Origin of the sequence: Massilia timonae CCUG 45783 (assembly GCF_000315425.1) — a bacterium.
In the GTDB taxonomy this organism is placed as follows: Bacteria; Pseudomonadota; Gammaproteobacteria; order Burkholderiales; family Burkholderiaceae_D; genus Telluria; species Telluria timonae.
The window spans coordinates 1,121,203-1,144,888 of record NZ_JH992923.1 but is presented as its reverse complement, the minus strand read 5'-3'; the positions used below and the strand labels follow the sequence as shown (position 1 = coordinate 1,144,888).

The 23,686-nt window shown below is 64.3% G+C and carries 15 protein-coding genes; 5 read left to right on the top strand and 10 right to left on the bottom strand.

Annotation, left to right across the window (positions count from 1 at the left end; all coding sequences use genetic code 11):
- Positions 1 to 33: 33 nt before the first annotated feature.
- Positions 34 to 1,980 (top strand): PAS domain-containing hybrid sensor histidine kinase/response regulator, encoded by a 1,947-nt coding sequence (locus HMPREF9710_RS14855; RefSeq protein ID WP_005667588.1) that lies wholly within the window; start codon positions 34 to 36, stop codon positions 1,978 to 1,980.
- 413 nt (positions 1,981 to 2,393) lie between these two features.
- On the opposite strand, the gene HMPREF9710_RS27160 is transcribed toward HMPREF9710_RS14855, so the two are convergent.
- The 5 genes from HMPREF9710_RS27160 to HMPREF9710_RS14840 form a co-directional block, all read right to left on the bottom strand.
- The gene (locus tag HMPREF9710_RS27160) at positions 2,394 to 2,624 is read right to left on the bottom strand and encodes a PEP-CTERM sorting domain-containing protein (RefSeq protein ID WP_218918201.1); all 231 of its coding nucleotides are present in this window, start codon (positions 2,622 to 2,624) and stop codon (positions 2,394 to 2,396) included.
- Between the two features lie 53 nt (positions 2,625 to 2,677).
- Positions 2,678 to 4,012 carry an IS4 family transposase gene (locus tag HMPREF9710_RS14850; RefSeq protein ID WP_040776319.1) on the bottom strand — a complete coding sequence of 445 codons (1,335 nt, stop codon included), beginning with the start codon at positions 4,010 to 4,012 and terminating at the stop codon, positions 2,678 to 2,680.
- Positions 4,013 to 4,097: 85 nt separating this feature from the next.
- Positions 4,098 to 4,505, bottom strand: a complete 408-nt coding sequence (locus HMPREF9710_RS27945) for a hypothetical protein (RefSeq protein ID WP_157225575.1) — start codon at positions 4,503 to 4,505, stop codon at positions 4,098 to 4,100.
- 770 nt (positions 4,506 to 5,275) lie between these two features.
- Positions 5,276 to 6,085: an ethanolamine ammonia-lyase subunit EutC gene (gene eutC / locus HMPREF9710_RS14845; protein WP_005667583.1), complete on the bottom strand. Its 810-nt coding sequence runs from the start codon at positions 6,083 to 6,085 to the stop codon at positions 5,276 to 5,278.
- Between the two features lie 10 nt (positions 6,086 to 6,095).
- Positions 6,096 to 7,487 (bottom strand): ethanolamine ammonia-lyase subunit EutB, encoded by a 1,392-nt coding sequence (locus HMPREF9710_RS14840; protein WP_005667581.1) that lies wholly within the window; start codon positions 7,485 to 7,487, stop codon positions 6,096 to 6,098.
- Between the two features lie 415 nt (positions 7,488 to 7,902).
- On the opposite strand from HMPREF9710_RS14840, the gene HMPREF9710_RS14835 reads away from it, so the two are divergent.
- The 3 genes from HMPREF9710_RS14835 to HMPREF9710_RS14825 are packed head-to-tail and all read left to right on the top strand — an operon-like array spanning position 7,903 to position 10,449.
- The gene (locus HMPREF9710_RS14835) at positions 7,903 to 9,375 is read left to right on the top strand and encodes a pilus assembly protein TadG-related protein (RefSeq protein WP_005667579.1); all 1,473 of its coding nucleotides are present in this window, start codon (positions 7,903 to 7,905) and stop codon (positions 9,373 to 9,375) included.
- Positions 9,372 to 9,851, top strand: a complete 480-nt coding sequence (locus tag HMPREF9710_RS26625; protein ID WP_005667577.1) for a TadE/TadG family type IV pilus assembly protein — start codon at positions 9,372 to 9,374, stop codon at positions 9,849 to 9,851. Before HMPREF9710_RS14835 ends, HMPREF9710_RS26625 begins: the two co-directional genes overlap by 4 nt.
- Complete coding sequence (locus HMPREF9710_RS14825) at positions 9,838 to 10,449, top strand: TadE/TadG family type IV pilus assembly protein (protein WP_040776316.1); 612 nt, start codon at positions 9,838 to 9,840, stop codon at positions 10,447 to 10,449. Before HMPREF9710_RS26625 ends, HMPREF9710_RS14825 begins: the two co-directional genes overlap by 14 nt.
- A 69-nt stretch (positions 10,450 to 10,518) precedes the next feature.
- On the opposite strand, the gene HMPREF9710_RS14820 is transcribed toward HMPREF9710_RS14825, so the two are convergent.
- The 3 genes from HMPREF9710_RS14820 to HMPREF9710_RS14810 all read right to left on the bottom strand — a co-directional run bounded on the left by HMPREF9710_RS14820 (position 10,519) and on the right by HMPREF9710_RS14810 (position 19,002).
- Entirely contained in the window at positions 10,519 to 11,388 is an 870-nt protein-coding gene (locus tag HMPREF9710_RS14820) for a hypothetical protein (protein WP_040776313.1), read from the bottom strand.
- Between the two features lie 143 nt (positions 11,389 to 11,531).
- Entirely contained in the window at positions 11,532 to 16,856 is a 5,325-nt protein-coding gene (locus HMPREF9710_RS14815; RefSeq protein ID WP_005667571.1) for a HAMP domain-containing protein, read from the bottom strand.
- Positions 16,831 to 19,002, bottom strand: a complete 2,172-nt coding sequence (locus tag HMPREF9710_RS14810; protein WP_005667568.1) for a putative bifunctional diguanylate cyclase/phosphodiesterase — start codon at positions 19,000 to 19,002, stop codon at positions 16,831 to 16,833. Before HMPREF9710_RS14810 ends, HMPREF9710_RS14815 begins: the two co-directional genes overlap by 26 nt.
- 244 nt (positions 19,003 to 19,246) lie before the next feature.
- Here HMPREF9710_RS14810 and HMPREF9710_RS14805 point away from each other — a divergent pair, with 244 nt between their 5' ends.
- Entirely contained in the window at positions 19,247 to 20,692 is a 1,446-nt protein-coding gene (locus HMPREF9710_RS14805) for an NAD-dependent succinate-semialdehyde dehydrogenase (RefSeq protein ID WP_040776774.1), read from the top strand.
- 1 nt (position 20,693) lies between these two features.
- On the opposite strand, the gene HMPREF9710_RS14800 is transcribed toward HMPREF9710_RS14805, so the two are convergent.
- Together HMPREF9710_RS14800 and HMPREF9710_RS28400 are read right to left on the bottom strand one after the other, a co-directional pair.
- A complete protein-coding gene (locus HMPREF9710_RS14800; RefSeq protein WP_005667565.1) occupies positions 20,694 to 21,644 on the bottom strand; it encodes a glycoside hydrolase family 43 protein in 951 nt (316 codons plus the stop codon).
- On the bottom strand, positions 21,641 to 23,587 hold the full coding sequence (locus HMPREF9710_RS28400) for a family 43 glycosylhydrolase (protein WP_005667562.1): 1,947 nt from the start codon (positions 23,585 to 23,587) through the stop codon (positions 21,641 to 21,643). Before HMPREF9710_RS28400 ends, HMPREF9710_RS14800 begins: the two co-directional genes overlap by 4 nt.
- Positions 23,588 to 23,686: the final 99 nt, after the last annotated feature.

Sequence of the window (23,686 nt, the reverse complement as noted above, 5' to 3'; positions counted from 1 at the left end):
TCGGTCATGGAACAGTCCTTTCGGGATTATTTCATGACCCCGTTCCACACAGAAATTCTGACAGGCTCCAACGACGACCTGCAGAACTTTCTTTCGGCAACCGAAATCGCGATCCTTTTTATCGGCCGCAACCTTAACATCAAGCGTTATTCGAAGCCCTGCACGCGACTGTTCAACCTGATCAGCGCCGATATCGAACGTTCTATCCTCGATATAAATTGTCGGCTGGATTATCCCTCAATGGAAAGCGACATAGAACAAGTGTTCTCCACGCTGCAGCCGGTCGAGCGTGAAGTGCGCGGCACGACCGATGGCACGTGGTACATCGCCCGCCTTTTGCCTTACCGCACGGCGGAAGACAGGATCGAGGGGCTGGTGTTGTCGTTCATCGATATTTCCCGTCGCAAGCTGGCCGAAGAAAGGCTGCTTGGCAGTGAGCGACAGATGCGCCTCATTGCAGCCAGCACCCGCGACTATGCGATTACCACGATGAACAACGATGGCATCATTACCAGCTGGAACGGTGGTGCCGAGCGGATGTTCGGCTATCCTGCATCCTATATCGTCGGCCATGGCGGCGATATTCTGTACACGCCCGAAGACCGCGATGCCGGCATATTCACTGAAGAACTGCACCGTGCAAGAATGGACGGCCGTTCCGAGGACGACCGCTGGCATGTGCGTCGCAATGGCACGCGCGTCTTCTGCAGTGGTATTACCTCGCCTTTGGTGGACGACGAAATCGGCGGTTTCGTCAAGATTGCCCGGGACATGACCGATTCCAAATGGCGGCACGATCAGCAGGATGCCAGGCTGGAATCGGAAAAACAGGAAAGAATCCGGGCCGAGGAGGCTGCGCGAGTGCGTGATGAATTCTTTGCCGTGCTCTCCCACGAGCTCAAACAACCGCTGAATCTGATTCAGCTGACCGCGGAAATGCTGAGCCGTCTTCCCGAGGCCGCCGCGCTTCCTGTGGTCGCGCGCGGGACTGACACGATCAAGCGCATGGTGAAGGGGCAAGCGCGGATCATCGATGACTTGATGGACCTGTCGCGCTTGCACACTGGCAAGCTGACCCTGACATATTCGCAGCTCGACCTCGCGGAAAGTGTAAGCCAGGTCGTCAAACTGATGGAAGACGAGGCGAAGCAAAAAAAACTGACGCTTCACACCGATGTCTGTACTGGCGAGCTGATCATCCAAGGCGACGTTGTCAGGATTGAGCAGATCGTGTGGAACTTGCTGAGCAATGCATTGAAATTCACCCCACAGGGTGGAACAGTGCGCGTGCAGGTTCGACGTGAATTCGATGATGTAGCATGCATCGAGGTCACGGACACCGGAAGCGGAATTGCCCCAGAACTCCTTCCCCATATCCTTCCCCATATATTTGACATGTTCCGTCAAGGGAACAACGGTACCGCTCGGCAGTACGGGGGCATGGGTATTGGCTTGGCGCTCGTCAAAGAGCTTATCGACAGTCACGGGGGCAGGGTAGAGGCCGAGTCCAAGGGAGTGGGGCTTGGCGCCACGTTCCGCATCTATTTTCCAGTTACGAACCCGCAGTCATCGCTGCCGTCGACCGATACCTTGAAAACAGGAGGCCTGGTCGGCAAGCGTATCCTGCTCGTAGACGATGCCACCGAGACGGTCGAAGCGCTTGCGGCGCTGTTGGAAACCGAAGGGGCGCAAGTGACATCGGCACCTGGCCCTTCCCAGGCCTTGGAACTTGTGGATGGCGCCGCAGAAACCTTTCATTTGATTATTTCGGACATTGGCATGCCGGAGATGGATGGATACGCTTTACTGGCGGCGCTCCGTACATTGCAAGCCACTGCAAGCACCCCGGCGATCGCACTGAGCGGCTTCACCCGCCCCACCGATGTGAGCCATGCGCTCTCCGCAGGATTCGAGACGCATATTCGAAAACCGGTTGATTTTGATCAGTTCATTGCAACGGTAGCCAGGGTCAGCCGATAGACGGCGACGCACAGGTACCGGTGACTATTGTCAATGCTAGCTGGATTCCGCGTTAAGCCAGGATATTGAGACGTGTGAATCGTCATGACAATTGTAGACATTCTTGAACTGTGGAGGTCAAGTAATTTCAGACACGACGATATGTCCTTCCTCTGCCATTTTGCGTTCCTGGACGCCGGGCGGCGGATTGCCCGATACAGAATGCGAGCACTCGCAGTCGTAGAAGCCGGCAGTGTAATGGCAAACGTCCAACTTGGCTTCTGCATGGTTCGCATTCGCACGGCGTGAGGCCTATTTCGTCCAGAATGCAGCTGTACGTCAAACGGGTCAATGACCAAGCAAGACTGGACAGCTGGCTTTGGCGCGCGAGCCTGAGGAATGCGGAGCTCGATATTATTTACCGAACAACGATTCTATCGGGCGAGGCCACTGGGCAAGCGCCGGCGGCGAACTGAGCGAATGATTCCAAGGCCGGCAATCAGCGTTGCCCAGGATGCGGGTTCTGGAACCTCTGCGGGAGAGAGGACGACATTATCAATCGCAAACTCCGGGAATTCTTGTCCGCCGGTGATCGTCAGTGACGAAATGTTGACAAAGTCTTTAAAGTTAAAATTTGAAAATGATTCAGCCAGATTCTCTTCCACGAAGATCGTGTTCGTTACGACGCCATTAAGCCCACCTCGTTATACACAACTCGTCAGTCTCCAAGTTCGCGTAGTGCTTGAAGGGTGAGAGCTGAGGCGCGCACGTCGCGCAGCCCTTCCCAGAGGGTCTTGGCACCAGGTTCGCCATCACCTTTTCGGCCCAAGAAGCCGCCCGCGCGGGCGATCAAGCGTATTACTTCGTTTAACGCCGGGTTGGGCTGGGGGCGTAATTTGTTGAGCAAGTAGGCGCCGCGTATCTCATCGGGATCAAAGAACAAGTGGGCATCCAGGTTCGGGCAGGTACGGCCCATGCGTACCAGATAGGCAATGCGCCAGGCTACGACCAAGTACAGCGCCAGTGCGCGCTCGATGCGCTCGATCGTGCCCAGCTGAAGTTCCTCGACCTTGCAGCCGTTCTTGAGCACATTGAACAGCATTTCAATTTCCCAGCGGGCGCGATACCAGTCGATCAATTCGGCCACCTCGGCCGCGCTGGTGGCGACCCGGTTCGTCAGCAGGCGCCATTCGATCGGCTTGACGCCGGCCGGAGCGCCGTGTTCACGCGCCACGATGCATGTGGCGGTCACCACCTTGCCCTTGCCCGCGTTCAGTTCGACCCGGCGTGCCCACAGCTGCTGGCGCACGATGCGCGCCTTGGCGCCCGGCCGCGCGGCCAGCGCGAACTCGATTTCCCCCAGCGGCGCGCCTTCCGTGGCATGCGGCCACAGCTTCTCGCTGTTGGGCAAGCAGCGGTTGTGCGCGGCGCGCACCAGCCAGTCCACCGGGCAGTCGAGCTGCTGCGCCCGCGCCATCCAGGGCAGCATGTCCGGCTCGCGGTCGGCCACATACACCAAGCGCGTGGCGGGCAGGCGCGGTGCCAGTTCCGCCAGTCTTTCGTAGCCTTCGATCCAGCGCAGGCTTTCCTTGGGGCCGCCGCGCTGGCCGTTGGTGTCGCGCAGCGCGCGCGCCCACATCCACACGTCCAGGATCCCCAGCGGCTCGCGCGCCGTCGTCACCGCGTAGGTGGGGTGGACGTACATGCCGCGCTGCGCTTCATAGCTGAGCGGTCCGAGGCCGCGCGCCTGCTGTCCGTTAAAGTCCAGTTCGGTCGTGTCCTGCAGACACAGCACCACCGACTGCTCGGCCATTCGCTGTTCCGTTTGCTGCCAGTGCGGCTCCAGGATTGCCCGCCAGTCGACGCCGTCATTGTCGAAGAAGCGATACGCGGCCATCGTCTCACCCCAGCCGTTACAGGCCTTTGGCACGCTCGCCGTCGGTGCCCCCGCCATTGTTTCCATCAGTGTCCTCGCTCGCCGGTTCAGGCGCGCGTCGCCCAGGTCGAGTTGCTCAAACTCCGAATCGGTCCATCCCTTCGATTTGCTCGCCAATTGCGCCACGCAAAAGACGAGAGTAAACGCGATTTTGCAAAGGTTTACAAGGGCGCTGGCAAGTCATTGAAAGTAAACGGGATTTTCAGCCGGCGTGGTGAGGCTGGCGGACTTGTGTATAACGAGGTGCATTAAGCCCCATCGCAGTGAGCGTCAGGGTCAAGGGACGACCGTAGCCAAGAAAGGTCTGGGCGACATCCAATGATGTGAAGGAGAACAAGCCTTTGTTCTCGAGATTGAAGGTGATACTACTCCCATTAAAACCATAGAATGCAGTCGTTCCATTTGAAGCGCAGCCGGTGCCGCACATGCCTAAATGGTCAGCGGGGTTATCCATAAGATAAAATCCGAATGGATCGATCGCTGAATAACTAACTTTGAATCCATCTTCAAGAAAGCTGTAGTCGTAGTATCCGTAGCCACCATCCTGAGACTCAAAGTCGATTGTCGCAGCCATTGCGGAATTTGTTAACAGGGCGGCCGTGAAGGCCATTATTAATTTTCGGACCATGGTTGGTTTATTCCTAAGATAAAAAATGAATGAACGAATCTACAACTCTACAACGCATCGGCTAACCTTTCGACGAGGACCATTTCAACAGCAATCCGGGCAGCGAATTATCACTGAGCAACAGAAGGGTATTGAAGGAAATCGCGGCCGCGAAAATTAATGTCTGGTATCCGATCAAGAATTGTCAAATAAATCTTATACCGATAAGTTATTTGAAATTGTATTAATCTGTATGCATAAGAAATTTCAAGGCGCCACACGCATACATTAATTTCGGAAAACATTTATACGCATAGGGCAAGATGAATCCGCGATCGAAACAGCCTTCATGATTGGTCAAGGACAGGAAAAGTGGATGACGTGTGACCGCCCTGTCTTTCTGGACGGACCTGTACCACGGCGCGAGCGCTTTTTTCTCGAGTACCTTTGTTTGCTTGCGGCAACGCATCTGTCGAGCCGCCATAGATCGGTAAGAGGAGGGGGCGCGTCTCGATGATCGCGCGACCCTGACAGGTATTTTTGCGTGTTTTGAAGATTGGGATACCGTGGGAATATTTGCCGCGCGGCCCAGGTTGCGGCAGTGTGCTGACGCGCCGGTCCCGGTCCCACGAATGCAAGCTCAGTGTGACAGCGCGTCCAGGAGGCCGACCTGTGACGGCTGCGCGCGCGCCATCAGATCATCTGGGATCGCGCTTGCGTCGACGCTGCCAACGTCCCCGCTTCCGCGAGCAATCCTCGCGATGACGCAGTGATTAGAGCAGGAAATTGGGCTTTAGCTCGCCATCGAGCGCAACCGTTCCAATGGTTTCGTCCTTGAGCCCCACGCCGGTCAGCTCCCGCCGGCGCGCTTCGGACAGCAGGTAATGGAGCCGCGCCGCGGCCTCGTCATAGGGTTGCCCCGCCGGCCGTACGTTCGAGATGCAGTTGCGCCGTTCGTCAGTCAGGCCGACGGCCGGCGCCCACGTGATGTACAGGCCCATGCTGTCGGGCGAACTCAAGCCTGGACGCTCGCCGATCAGGACGACAACGATCTTGGCGCCGAGCAGTTCTCCCACCTCGTCACCGACCGCCACGCGGCCCTGTAGAACAACGGATGGCGGTGCGACTGCCCAGCGCTGTGCGAGCAGTCGCGTGCGCAGCAGCTGCAAGAATGGCGCGGCGTTCTGTGCGACTGCCAGCGCGGAAAGGCCGTCCGTGATGACGAACGCGACGTCGTAGGGACGGCCTTCGACAGAGGGATCGCGCGTGGCGGCAAGGGCCGCGCTCGCCTCCGGTGCCAGCCGCCGCCCGAGGTCGGGCCGTTGCAGGTACACGTTGCGGTTGGCAGCGGCGCTGTGCAGTACCTTGCACAGGCCCGCTTCCGGCCATGCGGTCTCGATCGCCCGACTCAGCGTATCGGTGTCGAGCGCCAGGTGCACGGCATCGCGCGCGCGCGCGTGCGCCAGCTGGAAATCGAGCTGGGCGGACGTGGGTTGGCTGACGCCGGTGTGGCCGAGCGCAATGCGCGCGGCCGTGAACTGGCGCAGTGCCTGCCAGGGGTTGGGGATGACGGTCTCCGACATCGTGTTCACCTCAGGTAATGCGCGACAGCGCGCGCTGGAATGGCGCCGGCAAGCTGCGGCCCAGCGCGACTTCGCCATCGCCCGCAAAAATGCCCATGTCGCGCAGCCACACATGGAATTCCGGCGCCGGCGCAAGACCGAGCGCCCGCCGCGCGTACAACGCATCATGGAACGAGGTCGTCTGGTAGTTCAGCATGATGTCGTCCGAGCCGGGAATGCCCATCACGAACGTGCAGCCAGCCACACCGAGCATCGTCAGCAGCACGTCCATGTCGTCCTGGTCCGCCTCGGCATGGTTCGTGTAGCACACGTCGCAGCCCATGGGCAGGCCCAGCAGTTTGGCGCAGAAGTGGTCTTCCAGTCCTGCGCGGATGATCTGCTTGCCATCATAAAGGTATTCCGGTCCCATGAACCCGACGACGGTGTTCACCAGCAGCGGCTTGAACTTGCGCGCCACGGCATAGGCGCGCGCCTCGCAGGTCTGCTGGTCGAGGCCGTGGCTGGCGTTGGCCGACAGCGCGCTTCCCTGGCCGGTCTCGAAGTACATCACGTTGTCGCCGACCGTGCCCCGCCCCAGTGACAGGGCGGCCGCCTGCGCTTCGGCCAGCAGCTTGAGGTCGATGCCGAAACTGGCGTTCGCGGCCTGGGTGCCGGCGATCGACTGGAATACCAGGTCTACCGGCGCGCCCCGTTCGATGGCCGCGATCGTGTTGGTCACGTGGGTCAGCACGCACGACTGTGTCGGAACCTGGTAACGGGCGATGATCTCATCGAGCATCCCGACGATGCGGATCGCCTGCTGCACGTTGTCCGTGGCCGGGTTGATGCCGATGACGGCATCGCCATTGCCGTAAAGAAGACCGTCGAGCAGGCTGGCTGCAATGCCGAACGCGTCATCGGTCGGATGGTTCGGCTGCAGGCGCGTCGACAGCGTTCCCGGCAGGCCGATCGTGTTGCGAAACCGCGTGACCGACCGGCATTTGCGCGCGACCAGCACCAGGTCCTGGATTCGCATGATCTTCGACACGGCGGCGGCCATCTCCGGTGTGACTCCCGGGGCGATCTGGCTCAGGGTTGCCGTGTCGGCGTCATCGCCCAGCAGCCAGTTGCGAAAGTCGCCGACAGTCAGGTGGCGGATGCGCTGGAAAGCGCCGGCATCGTGCTCGTCGAGGATCAGGCGAGTCACTTCGTCCGTCTCGTAGGGCACGACGGCCTCGTTCAGGAAGGTCGTGAGAGGGAGAGAGGCCAGGGCCATCTGCGCGGCCACGCGTTCTTCCGCACTGCCGGCCGCGACGCCAGCCAGATGGTCTCCCGAGCGTGCCGGGCTTGCCCTGGCCAGGAGTTCGCGCAGGTCGGCAAAGGTATATGTCCGTTTGCCTACGGTATGAGTAATTTGACTCATGGCTGGTTCCGATCAGTTGCAGATGATGGACATGAAGGCTGTGTAACCTGGTCTATACCAATGACGATCCTGCCACATATTCATGATGAATGCGTGCATGATCAAGCAGCGTCGATGTAAATCGCCCCAAGTCTTGTGGAAACTCCAATTTGAAAAAAGCAAGCGATGAGGATCGGCTGCACCCCGGAGACATTGCGCCGCTGGGTACGCCAGCAAGAGCGCGATGCCGCCCAGCGCCCAGGCCCGACCAAGGTGTGGAGCGCGAGCTGGCCGATACGCGGCGCCAGCCGGCAATTCGGTAATGCCGATTCCCAGAAATCCCGCGCCAACTGCTAGAAATCAATTTGCATAGTCTAAGGACTAATAGACTTGCTGATACGTGTTTCGAAGGCGTGTGGATTCCGGAGGAGGCAGCATGGGCATCAACAGAGGCACGCCCCGCATGCGACGCGCTAGTCCCGTGGCTTTCAGGCGTCCGGGCCGCGAGCATGGCGCAATAGGAATCATGGGCGTTGCAGCCATCATCATCATATGCGGGTTCTGCAGCCTGGCACTGGACCTATCCCGCGTTTACAACCGGAAGATGGAACTCCAGAGCGCCGCCGACGCCGCTGCGGTGAGCGCCGCGATCGAGCTGGACGGCACCAGAGCTGGCCTGACCAAGGCGGCACAGAAGGCAGCCTCGCTGTTTGCGATACCCGTCATGTACGGCGGCCCCAGTTATGGCTACCTGGCGGCAGCGATGGACTGGTCCGACGACGCCATCAGATTCGGGGCTTCACCTGATGGTCCATGGCTCACGAGTGGCGAGGCAGCGGCGAGAAGCGCACCCAACGGCCTTCTGTACGTCCGCATCGATACCGCGGGACTGGATCCGGATTACGGGCAAGTGGAGACCCTGTTTCTGCCAGTTGTCGCGTCCGGCGATACCGTGACCTCGACAAGCGCACGTGCCGTGGCTGGCCCGACTGCGATCGGCGTCATGCCATTCGGGATATGTGCAATGCACGATGATGAGAAGCGTAACCGGAATGGCGAGCTGGAAGAATACGGTTTTCGGCGCGGTGTCGGCTATGACCTCATGCAACTGAACCCCGAATCGGCGGGTGCAGGGCAGACCTTCCTGATCCATCCGTTCGTCGGCCCCGGCGCCGCGTCGTCGGCGGCGGCCGACTTCAATACGGTCGCGCCGTCCGTCTGCACCGGGATGATGGGGATGGCGCGCATATCGGGAGGAAAGGTCTCGGTGCAGTCGCCATTCGCCCTCAGCGAATACTACCAACAATTCAATTCGCGCTTCGATGAATATACCGCGCCATGCACCCCCAGCACCGCGCCGCCCGACAGGAACATCAAACCTTACAAGTTCAATGATGGCAGCGTGCCGTGGATGACGACCACACCACAGGCCCAGGCGTCGGTATTGTATGAGGACCACGACAATCACAAGCGCTGGACCGTGGCGGGGCCTTATCCATCGCCGGCCGGGACGAGTGGCGCGCAGTATGGCCCGCTCTGGTCTTATGCCAGGGCAGTCCGGTTTGCCGATCCCATGCCGTCAGGAGGCTACGCCGCCTTCCCCACATCGAGCTGGAAAGACCTGTACACCCCAGGCGAGCCAACCGCCAAGTCCAGTTATCCGTCATCGCCCCCTTATACGGCCGGCGGCGCGACGTATGGTCTGGCTCCCGTCAACGCTGGCGTGCGCGACCGGCGGGTGCTCAATATTCCCTTGCTCTCGTGTCCCGTATCGGGGGGGCGTGCGACGGTGAAGGGAATCGGCAGATTCTTCATGACCGTGAAGGCCGACGATACCCATCTGTACGCCGAGTTCGCCGGCCTGGCGGATGAACAGACGTTACGTACGCGAGTGAGGCTTTATCCATGAAAGCACGATTCAACCGAGGCGCACGGCGTGCGCAGACCGGCAGCGTCGCTGTCGAGGCGGCGATCATCCTTCCAGTGTTGATCCTGTTCCTGGCGGTTCCCCTTTTTATGGCAAGAATATTCTGGTACTACAGTGTGGCTGAAAAGGCGGCCCACGACGGCGCACGATTCATGTCCCAGGCAACCCGCATGGAAATTCAGGATTCCACTGGCGGCGCGGAACCCGCCGTTGCGGCGCTCGCGAAGGCGATTGTCAACGCCGAGCTCGATGAGATCAGGCCCGGCCTGGTCGGGGTGACGCCGTCGGTCCTGTGTGATGGTCTGATCTGTGGTGGATTGAGCATTCCATCCACGGTACGTGTGGCCGTCCAGATACGTGTTCGTGACGATATCTTTGGATTCGTCACCGCCCCGCTCTTCGGCGAAGACGGGCTGCTCCTGACCGCAGACGTCACGGTGCGCTATGCGGGTAATTGAGCAGCGCCGCACGAGGCCGACGCGCAGCAGGAAGCAGCAGGGCGTTGCTGCCGTCGAGTTCTCGGTCGTGAGCATCGTCTTCTTTCTGCTGTTCTTCGGTATGGTCGAAATGTCGCGCGCGATGTACGTCATCAATACACTGCAGGAGGTGACGCGTCGTGCGGCCGCGCTTGCGACGAATACCGACTTCAGCAATGCCGCAGCCATGCAAGCGGTACGTCAGCGCGCCATCTTCCGCGACTCGCCAGGATTCCTGCTGTTCGCACAGCCGGTCACCGACACGCACATCATCATCGACTACATGTGGATTCAGCGCAGCGGTGGGGTGATGACCATGGTGGCAATTCCATCCGGATCGCTGCCCGCAAGCCCGGCCGCCAATTTTGCGAACTGTCTCGGCGATCCTTACAGTGAAGGCTGCATACGGCTGGTGCGCGTGCGCGTATGCCAGACAGCCAGCGCGGATGACTGCGATCCGGTGAGCTATCGGAGCCTGGTGTCGATGGTGCCGTTCTCGTTCGGGCTGCCGGTATCGATGACGATCGCGACCGCCGAGACATTGGGCATGCCGGCAGGCGTTCCCTGCGCGTGCCCATGATGATCCGGTAGCGCGCCGGCGCCGCCAGTGCCGCGTCGATCGCGTTGCCACAGCGATATTCCGGGCTGCTTAAAACCCTTCCAGCGCCCCGGGTCTGACCAACATGGTTTGCATCAGGGAAATCCTTGCCGTCCTGCTTGCGTCAAGCTGGGCCGGGATGGCCATCCCTTCGGCCGGGCCCATCGCTGCCGGGACTACCATCTGACCACGGCGGGAACTGCGTCCCGCAAACGCCATGGCCTGGACAGTCGCTGCCTTGCGTAGCTTTATATACGGATAAATATCTATCATCGGAAAGACATCGCCAGTATCACTGACACCGATATGGAAGACCTGTAGCTTGGCGAGCGCGCCGGCGGGAATGATCAAGGTTGCGCCAAAGGGTAATGCGGCCACTGTGCGCACGGTCGGCAGGTAACGCACTACATGGCCTTCGGGATGGAAATACATGCTGGCGGCCGCGGTCGGAACATACCGCGTTCGCCCGGGCCATGCCAGCCTGCGCACGGCGATCATGAGCTCGAGCCCCTGGAATCCTTTTTCGACCGCGAGCGGCGTCTCCAGTTTCAGGTGGCCTTGGACGGTCGACATCCCTGCCACATCGGTGAAATAGATATCCGTCACTGTTGTAAACGGTAGTTTCACATCGGCCACGACTTCGGCAACGCCTCGGGATGTGCTTTCGACAGCGACGATACCGGAAGTGCGGGCCCGGTAGCATGCCGAGCGGGAACATAACAGGATATCGCCGATACGCACGTTCCGCTCGGGCTGCTGCGCGTCGCCTGCGATGGTAATGCGCATCCTGATGGTGTCCTTATCTGCCTTGTTGCCAGCTGCAAAATTGTCCAGGACGGTGGTGTACCGCGATTCGATGGCGCCCACGGCGCCCAGGCCGAACATCAACATGAATGCTGCCCCAGGAATAAGCTTCGGCATGGTTGCTCACCAGGATCCCAATGCGTTCGAACGGCCGACCGACTTGATAGTCGGAAGAGCATAGCCGGCTTTCGGATTCCCGGGTTGACGGCGCGCAGCTGCCGGGACCGCCAGCACCAGGGGACGCGGGTTCGAAAGACTGCCTACTCCCGGTCCACCGCCTGCCGATCCAGCCACACCCCCAGCTGCGCCAGCAACTGCCCGCTATCCACCGGCTTCGACGCATAATCCGACGCCCCCGCCGCCAGGCACTTGGCGCGATCCTCCAGCATCGCCTTGGCCGTGAGGGCAATGATGGGCAGGTGGGCGAAGCGGGGATCGGCGCGAATCCGGCGCGTGGTCTCGTAACCGTCCAGGTCCGGCATCATGATGTCCATGAGGACGATGTCGATGCCGGGATGGATGTCGAGCTGCCTGAGCGCCTCCTTGCCCGATTCGACCGCATTGACCATCATGCCGGCGTTCTCGAGCATCCCGGTCAGCGCGAACAGGTTGCGCACGTCGTCGTCGACGATCAGCGCGCACTTGCCGTGCAGGATCTCGGCGGCCTCCGGGCGTGCGGCCGGGTCGGGTGCGGAAGCCTCGACGTCTTCCCTGATCCGTTCCAGGAAGGCGGATACCGCTGCCGTCTTCTCGGCCAGCGACTGTCCGTCATGGCCGAGCACCGCCGCATCCAGCTCGGCTACCTGCTCGAGCGTGGCGGGATCGAGCACGCGCTCGGCGTACAGCACGGCCGGGATGTGCGCCAGGACCGGATCGCCGCGCATCTTGCGCAGCAAATCCATGCCGTTCGCGCCAGCCAGGTCGACGTCGATCACGATGCCCTGATAGGCATGCCGCTCCAGCGCGGCCAGCGCCGCCGCGGCGTCGGCGACCAGGTCGAGCGCCCGTCCTGGCCCGGCCAGCACCTGGCTGATCGCCTCCCGGCGGGCGCGGTTGTCGGCGACCAGCAGCAGGACCCGGATCGGCGGCGCCAGCTGGGCGGTCAGGTCGGCGAACACCTGGGCCAGCGTCGCCAGGTCGGCCGGCTTGGTGGTGTAGCTGGCCACGCCGTGCCGTGCGCCGCGTCCGGGCCGGTCGCGCACCGAGATCACGTGCACCGGAATGGCGCGCGTCGCGTGGTCGGCCTTGAGGCGGTCGGCGACGTCCCAGCCGTCGGTGTCGGGCAGCTCGAGGTCGAGCGTGATCGCATCCGGCCGGTTGCGCTGGGCCAGCATGAAGCCGTCCTCGCCGTTGTCCGCGACCAGCGTGTCGAAGCCGCGCTCGCGCGCCATGTCCTGCAGCGTGCGCGCGAACACCGGGTCGTCCTCGATCACCAGCAGCAGCGGGGCGCTCTGAGGCGCCGGCGCATGCGGGAACGCTGCGGCGGAGGCGCCGTTGGCCTGGCCGGCGGGCGCGCTGTTGTTGCCGTTGCCGCCATTGCGCATGCGATGGTTCAGGCGCTGGCGGATGGCGTCGCCATCCGGCGCAGCGGTCCCCGGGGCCTGCTGCGGCAGGAAGAAGGTTAAGGTGCTGCCCACGCCTTCCTCGCTCTCCACGCTCAGTTCGCCGTCGAGCAGGCGCGCGATCTCGCGGCTGATCGCCAGGCCCAGGCCGGTGCCGCCGTAGCGCCGCGAGGTGCTGGCGTCGGCCTGCTGGAAGGCCTCGAAGATCATCTGGCGCTTGTCCAGCGGGATGCCGATGCCGGTGTCGGTGACGCTGAAGGCCACCACCCGCGGCGCATGTTCCAGCGCCGGCTGGTCGCGCGTCCAGCCGCTGCCGGCGATGCGCGCCGCCAGCGTCACGCCGCCCTTCGAGGTGAACTTCAGGGCGTTGGACAACAGGTTGGTCAGCAACTGCTTGACGCGCTGGCCGTCGGTGCGCAGCAGCGGCGGCAGGTCGGGCGCGAAGTCGATCCGGAACGCCAGCCCCTTGGCCTCGAACTGGTAACGCATGCTTTTCTCCAGGTCGGCCGCCAGCGCGGCCGGCGCGACGTCGGTGAGGTCGAGCGCGACGCTGCCGGCCTCGATCTTCGACAGGTCGAGGATGTCGTTGATCACGTTCAGCAGGTCGCGGCCCGACGAATACATCACCTTCACCATCTCGATCTGCCTGTCGCTCAGGTTGCGCTCGCGGTTCAGGCGCAGCTGCTCGGCCAGCAGGAGCAGGCTGTTCAGGGGCGACCTGAGCTCGTGTGACATATTGGCCAGAAATTCGGACTTGTAGCGCGAGGTCAGCGACAGCTGCTCGGCCTTCTCTTGCAGGCTGCGGCGGGCTTCCTCGATCTGGCGGTTCTTGGCTTCGACCTCGGTATTCTGGTCGGCCAGCTGGTGCGCCTTGCGTTCCAGCTCGGCGTTGATGTCCTTGAGTTCGGTCTGCTGCGACTTGAATTCGTTTTCGAGCTTCTGCGCCTGCTGGCGCAGCAGCATTTCGGTGCCGGACGCCGTCTCGATCGAATTGAACACGATGCCCAGGCCGTCCGACAGCTGGTCCAGGAAGTTCAGGTGGATCGCCTGAAACGCCTCGAACGAGGCCAGCTCGATCACCGCCTTCACCTGGCCCTCGAACAGGATCGGCAGCAGCACGATATTGCGCGGGCTGGCCTGGCCCAGCCCGGACACGATCTGAATGTAGTCGTCAGGCAGGTTGGCGACCAGGATGCGCTGCTTCTCGAAGGCGGCCTGGCCCACCAGGCCTTCGCCGACGCGCCACTCGCGCGACAGGTTCTTGCGCTCCTGGTAGCCGAAGCTGGCCATCAGGGTGAGCATGGGAGTGGAACCTGCGGCGCCCGGCGCCGCCTTGCCGTGGCGCGGCGCCTGCATCAGGTACAGCACCGCGTGCTGGGCCGCGACCAGCGGCGCGAGCTCCGACAGCAGCATGCGCGAGACCGTCATGATGTCGCGCTGGCCCTGCAGCATGCGGTTCAGGCGCGCCAGGTTGGTCTTGAGCCAGTCCTGCTCGGTGTTGCGCTCGGTGGTCTGCTTGAGGTTGCGGATCATCTGGTTGACGTTGTCCTTCAGGTCGGCCACCTCGCCGCGCGCCGCCACCGCGATCGAGCGCCCGAGGTCGCCCTTGGTGACGGCGGTCGCCACTTCGCCGATCGCGCGCACCTGGGTCGACAGGTTGGCGGCCAGCTCGTTGACGTTGTCGACCAGGTCGCGCCAGCTGCCGGCGGCGCCGGGCACGGTCGCCTGGCCGCCCAGGCGGCCCTCGACGCCCACCTCGCGCGCCACCCGCGTCACCTGGTCGCTGAAGGTGGCCAGCGTGTCGACCATGTCGTTGATGGTGTCGGCCAGCGCCGCCACCTCGCCCTTGGCCGGCACCACCATCTTCTGCTTCAGGTTGCCGACGGCGACCCCGGTCACCACCTTGGCCATGCCGCGCACCTGGTCGGTCAGGTTGGCGGCCATCAGGTTGACGCTGTCGGTCAGGTCCTTCCACACGCCCGACACGCCCTTGACCTGGGCCTGGCCGCCCAGCCGGCCCTCGGTGCCCACCTCGCGCGCGACGCGCGTGACTTCGGCGCAGAAGGCGTTGAGCTGGTCGACCATGATGTTGACGGTGTTTTTCAGCTCCAGGATCTCGCCCTGCACGTCCACCGTGATCTTGCGCGACAGGTCGCCGTTGGCCACCGCCGTGGTGACGGTGGCGATATTGCGCACCTGGCCGGTCAGGTTGCTGGCCATCAGGTTCACGTTGTCGGTGAGGTCCTTCCACACGCCGGCCACCGCCGGCACGTAGGCCTGGCCGCCCAGGCGCCCCTCGGTGCCGACCTCGCGCGCCACCCGCGTGACTTCGCCGGCGAAGCCGCGCAATTGGTCGACCATGGTGTTGATGGTCTGCTTGAGCTGCAGCACTTCGCCATGGACGTCGACCGTGATGGTCTTCGACAGGTCGCCGTTGGCCACCGCGGTGGTGACGGTGGCGATGTTGCGCACCTGGTCGGTGAGATTGCTGGCCATCAGGTTGACGCTGTCGGTCAGGTTCTTCCATACGCCCGACACGCCCTCGACCTCGGCCTGGCCGCCGAGCCGGCCCTCGGTGCCGACTTCGACCGCCACCCGCGTGACCTCGCCCGAGAAGCTCTTGAGCTGGTCGACCATCACGTTGATGACGTCCTTGATCTGCAGGATCTCGCCCTGGACCTCGACCGTGATCTTGCGTCCCAGGTCGCCGTTGGCGATCGCCGTGGCGACCTTCGACACGTCGCGCAGCTGCACCGTCAGGTTGCCGGCCATGGCGTTGACGCTGTCGGTCAGGTCCTTCCACACGCCCGACACGTCCTTCACCTCGGCCTGGCCGCCCAGTTTGCCCTCGGTGCCGACCTCGCGCGCCACCCGCGTCACCTCGCTGCAAAAGGCGTTGAGCTGGTCGACCATGATGTTGACCGTGTTCTTCAGCTCGAGCACCTCGCCGCGGGCGTCGGTTGTGATCTTGCGCGACAGGTCGCCGCGCGCCACGGCGGTGGTCACCTCGGCGATGTTGCGCACCTGGCCGGTGACGTTGCTGGCCATGGCGTTGACGCTGTCGGTCAGGTCTTTCCATACGCCGCCCACGTCCTTGACCTCGGCCTGGCCCCCCAGCTTGCCTTCAAGGCCGACCTCGCGCGCCACCCGCGTGACTTCACCCGCGAAGCCGTTCAGCTGGTCCACCATCAGGTTGATGGTGTCCTTCAGGCGCAGGATCTCGCCGCTGACGTCGACCGTGATCTTGCGCGACAGGTCGCCCTCGGCCACGGCGGTGGTCACTTCGGCGATATTGCGCACCTGGCCGGTGAGGTTGCTGGCCATGCGGTTGACGTTGTCGGTGAGGTCGCGCCACACGCCCGAGGCGCCCTCGACCTGGGCCTGGCCGCCCAGCTTGCCGTCGGTGCCGACTTCGCGCGCCACCCGCGACACCTCGCTCGAGAAATTGTTGAGCTGGTCGAGCATGGTGTTGATCGTATTGGCGTTCCTGAGGAATTCGCCGCGCAGCGGACGGCCTTCGATCTCGAGCAGCATGCTCTCGGTGAGCACGCCGCGCGCGACGGCGCCGATCACCCGGCCGACCTCGCGCACCGGCTGCACCAGGTTGTCGATCATCGAATTGATGGCGTCGACCTCGTCGCCCCAGGCGCCGTCGGTCTTGTCGAGCATCATGCGCTGGCCCAGGCGGCCCTCGATACCGACCGCCACCGACACCTGCTCGACCGCGCCGGCCAGCTTGCCGTGGGTGGCGACGATGTCGTTGACGGCGTCGGCGATCTTGCCGTCGATGCCGGTCCAGTCGTGCGGCAGGCGCACGCTGAAGTCGCCCGCGCGCAAGGCCATCAGCGCGTCCAGCAGCAGCGCCTGGGACGGCGCGCCGCCCGCGCCGTCGGGCGCGCTGATGCCGATGCCGGCCCCGGCGCGCCCGCCGCGGCGTTCGTGGGCGGCGGCGTCGAGCGCACGCCGGCCCGGCGTGCGACGCGCCTTGACGCGGCGCTCAGGCGCCGCCTGCTCGGTTGTCATCGTGTTCCCCGGTGGCCTCGATGCGGAACGGTCCGCGCCTGAGCAGGCCGACCGCATCTTCGTTGGAAACCGCGGCGCTGAAGTAGTTCCCCTGCAATTCGTCGCAGCCGTGGGCGACCAGGAAGTCCACCTGTTCCCGGGTTTCGACCCCTTCGGCGATCACGGTCAGCTCGAGCACGTGGGCCAGGCCGATGATGGCCAGCACGATCGCGGCGTCGCTGGGGTCGGTGGCGATGTCGCGCACGAAGGAGGCGTCGATCTTGAGCTTGTCGATCGGAAAGCGCTTCAGGTAGGCGAGCGAAGAGTAGCCGGTGCCGAAGTCGTCGATCGCGATCGTCATGCCCAGCGCGTGGATCTGGTGCAGGGTCTCGATCGCCTGGGCCGGGTTGCTCATCACGCCCGATTCGGTCAGCTCGACCTCGAGCATGGCCGGCTCGATGCGCGCCGCGTCCACCGCGGCGCCCAGGCAGCGCGCTACGTCCTCGCGCCGGAACTGCAGCGCCGAGACATTGACCGCGATCGGGACGTCGGCGAAGCCGAGCCCGGTCCAGCGCTGCAGCTCGGCCGCCACCTGGCGGATCGCCCAGGCGCCGATCGGGTCGATGCGCCCGGTTTCCTCGGCGATCGGGATGAACTGGCTGGGCGAGATCGTGGCCCCGTCGGCCTGCGGCCAGCGGATCAGGGCCTCGAAGCCGATGATGGCGCCGCTGGCGGCCTGCACCTTCGGCTGGTAGTGCATCACGAACTCGTCGTTGCGGATCGCGCGCTGCAGCGCGCTGCCGAGCGCCAGGCGGTGGCTGGCCACCTCCTGCATCTGCGCCGTGAAGAAGCAGTAGTGGGCGCCGCCGTCGCGCTTGGCGTGGTACATCGCGATGTCGGCGTTGCGCAGCAGCGTGTCGGGGTCGCCGCCGTCGCCGGGAAAGATGGCCATCCCGATGCTGGGCACGATGTGCAGCTCGCTGCCCTCGATCTGGCAGGCTTCCGAGACGGCGGAGATGATCTTCTCGGCCACCAGCGCTGCGTCGGCCAGCTGGTGCAGCTCGACCAGCATCACCACGAACTCGTCGCCGCCGACCCGCGCCACCGTATCGCCCTCGCGCACGCTGGCGGCCAGGCGCTCGGCCACCACCTGCAGCAGGCGGTCGCCGGCGGCGTGGCCGAGGGTGTCGTTGACTTCCTTGAAATGGTCGAGGTCGAGAAACAGCACCGCGACCTGGGCGCGCTGGCGTTCGCGCTGGGCCGTGGCCTGGCCCAGGCGGTCGAGCAGCAAGAGCCGGTTCGGCAGGCCGGTCAGGCTGTCGTGGAAGGACTGGTGCAGCACGTAGGCCTCCATTTCCTTGCGCTCGGTGATGTCGCGCGAGATCAGCACCAGTTGCGAGACGGCGCCGTTCGGCGCGCGGATCAGGCTGGCGTCGGATTCGAAATACCGCTCGCTGCGGCCCAGCACGCGGTACTGCAGGCGCCAGTGGGATTCGCCGGCGGGCGGGTGCTCGACCAGGGCGCGCACCCGCTCGCGATCGTCCACCTGCACGATCTCCAGGTAGCGCGCGCCGGGGCCGACGGCGGCGCCGAACTCGGCGCGGTAGCTGGGGCTGGTGTACAGCCAGGCCCCGGCAGGGTCGAGCAGCGCGACGTAGTCGCCCGCGTGCTCGAGGATCAGGCGTTCGATGCCGGCGTCCGGCGCCTCGCCGTGCGCCCCGGGCGCCAGGGCGCGCACGGGGCGCCGCTCGGGCGCGCCATCGAGGAAAGCCTGAACCTTCGCCTTGAGCACTTCGGGCGCCACCGGCATGAACACGTAGTCGCTCGCGCCGACCTCGAAGCCGCGGCTGCGATCGAGGTCGCTCGCGCGGTGCGAAGTCAGGAACACGATCGGCGTGGCGCGCGAGCGCGGCCGGGCACGCACCAGGCGCGCGGTCTCGAAGCCGTCCAGGCCGGCCATCTTGACGTCCATGAGGATGACGCAGAAATCCTGCTTGAGCAGGCGCAGCAGGGCCTGTTCGCCGGAGCTGGCGGTGACGAGGTCGGCGTCGAGGTCGCCAAGCACGCTGCGCAGGGCGAACAGCGCGCCCGGGTCGTCATTGACCAGCAGGACCGCCGGCGCCTCCTGGTTCGCGGCGGGGGCGACGCGGGCTTGGGGGATGAGCATGGCAGGTACTCCGCGGTCCAGCGGGCGCAGGTGTGCACTTTCCGTGGACATCTGAATCAGGTACGAATGCCGGGTGATTCTATGTCACCTGGCCACAAATATCGACCGGGCGCACGATACGCGCTGTCCTGGACAGGACCGTGGCCGGCAAGGGCCGGGCGTGAGCGGCCATATCGTGGCGCTCTCGGCCAACCTTCGCGAAAAGGACTATCATGAACGCTTTACCAACCGGACCTTGATGCTCATGACGACCTCCAGCTATCCCGACATCCGCCTCCTGATCGCCAACGAATGGGTCGACGCCACCGGCGGCAAGACCATTCCCGTGGTCAACCCGGCCACCGGACAGCCGATCGGCAACGTGGCCCATGCCGCCATCGCCGACCTGGACCGCGCGCTGGCCGCCGCCCAGAAAGGTTTCGAGGCCTGGCGCTTCGTTCCCGCCGCCGAGCGCGCCGCCACCATGCGCCGCGCCGCCAACCTGCTGCGCGAGCGCGCCGGCGACATCGCGCGCCTCCTGACCCAGGAACAGGGCAAGCCGCTGGCCGAAGCGAAGATGGAAGCCTTGGCCGGCGCCGAGATCATCGACTGGTTCGCCGCAGAAGGCATGCGCGTGTATGGCCGCATCGTCCCATCGCGCAATCCGGCCGCCCAGCAGTTGGTGCTGAAGGAACCGGTCGGCCCGGTCGCCGCCTTCACGCCGTGGAACTTCCCGATCAACCAGGTCGTGCGCAAGCTGGCCGCGGCGCTGGCCACCGGCTGCTCCTTCCTGTGCAAGGCGCCGGAAGAAACCCCGGCGTCGCCGGCCGCGCTGTTCCAGTGCTTCGTCGACGCCGGCGTGCCGCCGGGCGTGGTCGGCCTGGTGTTCGGCGACCCGGCCGAAATCTCCGGCTACCTGATCCCGCACCCGGTCATCCGCAAGGTCACCTTCACCGGCTCGACCCCGGTCGGCAAGCAGCTGGCCGCCCTGGCGGGCGCCCACATGAAGCGCGTGACCATGGAATTGGGCGGCCATGCGCCGGTGATCGTCGCGGCCGACGCCGACGTCGCGCTGGCCGTCAAGGCCGCCGGCGGCGCCAAGTTCCGCAATGCGGGCCAGGTGTGCATCTCGCCGACCCGCTTCCTGGTGCACAACGCGGTCAAGGACGAGTTTACCCGCGCGCTGGTCAAGCATGCCGAAAGCCTCAAGCTCGGTGACGGCCTGCAGGAAGGCACCACGCTCGGGCCGCTGGCCAATCCACGCCGCCTGACCGCGATGTCGCAGCTGGTGGACGACGCGCGCGCCAAGGGCGCGGTGGTCGCCACCGGCGGCGCGCGCGTCGGCGACGCCGGCAACTTCTTCGCGCCGACCATCCTGGCCGACGTGCCCCTGGAGGCGAGCGTGTTCAACGACGAGCCGTTCGGCCCGGTGGCGGCGATCCGCGGCTTCGACAGCCTCGAGGATGCGATCCAGGAGGCCAACCGCCTGCCGTACGGCCTGGCCGGCTATGCCTTCACCAGCTCGATCAAGAACGCCCAGCTCCTGATGAACCGCGTCGAAGTCGGCATGCTGTGGATCAACCAGCCGGCCACGCCAAGCGCCGAACTGCCGTTCGGCGGCGTCAAGGATTCGGGCTACGGTTCCGAAGGCGGTCCGGAGGCGCTGGAATCCTACCTCAACACCAAGGCCGTTTCGATGGTCGGAGTGTGATCTAGTTGTTGCAGCCCGGCGCCGGATTGGCCGCCGGGCCGGCGCGGGTCTGGGCGATGCGGGGAATCGCGCCGTCCTTCCCGTAGCTGAATTCCTCGACCGCGACCGAACGGCGGTAATCGGCGTTCGATACCATCTCGTTATGGTAGAACACATAGGATTTGCCGTTGAAGTCGGCGAACGCCTGGTGGATCGTGTGCGTCACCTTGTTCTTGTCCATGATCACGCCGCGATAGGTCCAGGGGCCGGTCGGGCTCGGGCCCGTCGCATAGGCGATCACCTCGGGCAGGCCGCTCGCATAGCTCAGGTAGTACACCCCGTCGCGCTTGTGCAGCCAGGGCGCTTCTTCGAAATTGAACAGGCCCACGGTCCGGATCGTGCCATCGAGCTCGATCATGTTCGGCTTGAGCCTGACGTACTTGAGCACCTTGTTTCCGAAGTACATATAGGCCTGGCCGTCGTCGTCCACGAACACGGCCGGGTCGATGTCGTCCCAGCCGTTCGGCGTTTCGCGCGTCATGTCGTTGGTCACCAGGGCCGAGCCGCGCGCATCCCTGAACGGTCCGGTGGGCGTGTCCGACACGCCGACGCCGATCGCGAAGCCGGGGATCGTGGCGTGCTTGACCGGCGCATACAGGTAATATTTTCCCTTGTGCCTGACGACGTCGGCGGCAAACGCATCGGCCTTGGCCCAGGCGAAGGTCTTGACCATGGCGGCGACGCCGTGATCGGTCCAGTTGCGCATATCGCAGGTCGAGAACACGCGCCACTCGTTCATCCTGTAGGTCGTCTCGCCCGGACTGGCTTCGTCGCGGCCCGTGTACAGGTAGAGGCGCTTGCCGTCGACCACCACGGCCGGGTCGGCGGTGAAGATGTCGGTCACGATCGGGTTGGCGGCATGTGCGCCGGCGGCGATGCAGAAGAGGAGGGCGGGCGGCAGGTGGCGCATCATGGCGGGCTCGCTGTGCGTGGCGCGGCAACAGGCCAGCGGGCCATGAGGCGCCGGTATTCGTCGCTGCTGATATTCAGGATAGCGCCGTGGCGCTTCTTGCTGTGGCCATGGTCGATCCTGGCCGGGTCCGCGCGCCGCAAGCGCTCTGGCCGCGTCAGGTCGTCGCTGGTCAGCGCCAGGTAGCCGGCCTTGCGCGCGTACTGGTCGACCCACATGGCCCATTCGCCGCTCTGCGCGACCCTGAACAGGATCGGCCCTTCGACGTCCTTGCCGGTCAGGCCGAGCGGCCGCAGGTCGCCCAGGATGTCCCACTGGCCCAGGAGTTCATTGGCGCCCTCCAGCGTCAGCTGGCCATCGCCGGAAGCGCGGACGTAGCGATACCGTGAGCGCGGATCGTCGATCTTGACGATCTGGGTGTCGATCAGCCCATGCGCGCCGGGACGGTCGATATACAGCGTGGCCGGCGTGAAGCGGACGAAGTCGCGCGTGCGTGAATAATAGATGCGCGGCTTGGTGACGCCGTTGGCCGGCGAAATCGTGGCCCAGTAGACGAGGTAGTCGCCGCTGCGCTCGTCGTAGATGGCTTCGGGCGCCCAGGCGCAGCCGGCATCGGGAATGGCGCCGGCCACGTCCACCAGGCGCGGCGCCGACCAGTCGACCAGGTTGGTCGATTCCCAGATCATCAGTTTCGTGCTGCCCTTGTGCATGGCGGCTTGCCAGCCCTTGCCGTTGGCGATGCGCAGATCGGTGGCGAGAATCCAGAACTTGTCGCCCCGCGGCGAGCGCACGATCGCCGGATCGCGCACGCCCTGTTCGCCCGTCGTGCTGCGCAGGATGGGCTTCGAGCCGTTCAGGTCGGACCAAAGATAGCCGTCCTGGCTGGTGGCAAAGTGGATCTGCTCGCCGTCGGCGGTCTCGCTGGTGAAGTGGGCGAGCAGGTAGTTGGGGCGGCCCGCGGACACGCCGCCGTTCAAGCCCTTGCCGTCGACGATCGGCTCGCCGACATCGCCAGGCTGGAAGGCCGGTTGCATCGGGTCCATCGGCAGGATGTTGCCGTCGGCGTCGAAGCTCATCTTCGCCAGCACGGTCTGGCGCTGGTAGCCGTTGCCGTCCGGGATGGCATGGCGGTGGTAGGCCACATACCAGCGGTCGGTGCCGGGCACCTGGACCACGCTGTGGTGGGCGGTGCCGACCGCCGCGCCGTTCTTTTGCAGGACGATGAAGTTCTTCGTCGCCGCTTTCACCGGTCCCAATGGCGAATCCGCCGTGCCCCAGCCGACCCGGTAATGTGGGCTGCGCGCGTCGTCGATCGACCACATGAAGTAATACTTGCCCTGGCGCTTGAACACCACCACGCCTTCGCGGAAATCCTTCATCGGGATGCGATGCACCTCGCCTTCGACGCTGACCATGTCCGGCTTGAGCTTGTAGGCGTTGGCCTCGATGCCGTTGCCCCAGTACAGATAGGCCTGGCCGTCGTCGTCGATGAAGGGGTAGGGATCGATCGTATTCGTCGTCATCGTGCTGGTGCGCACCAGCAGCGGCGCGCCGAGGGCGTCGACGAACGGTCCGCGCGGCGATTTGGCGGTGGCCACGCCGATCTTGTGGTCGGCGCTGAAGTAGAAATAATACGTGCCGTTGCGCTCGATGGCGTCGGGCGCCCAGGCCTTGATATTCGCCCACTTCACATCGTTGGCGACGTCCAGCACCATCCGCTCCTTCTTCCACTTGACGAGGTCCTTCGAGGACCAGACCGAGAAGTCGGTGGTCATCCAGTTCGGCTTGTCGGACGTCGGGTAAAGATAATACGTGTCGCCGAACACCCGGATCGACGGGTCGGCGGTGAAACCCTCGAGCGCGGGCGCGGGCGCCACGTCCTGCGCCTGCACCGGGAACAGGGCGGTGGCCGCGAATGCGATGATCGATGAGACGAGACGATGCATGCTGGGTCGGGTTCCGTACAGGATGGACAGACTGTCATTATGGGCGGTGTGTCCCAGGCCCGAACGGCAAGCGGAGGATTGCTCAGCATGTTGATCGGA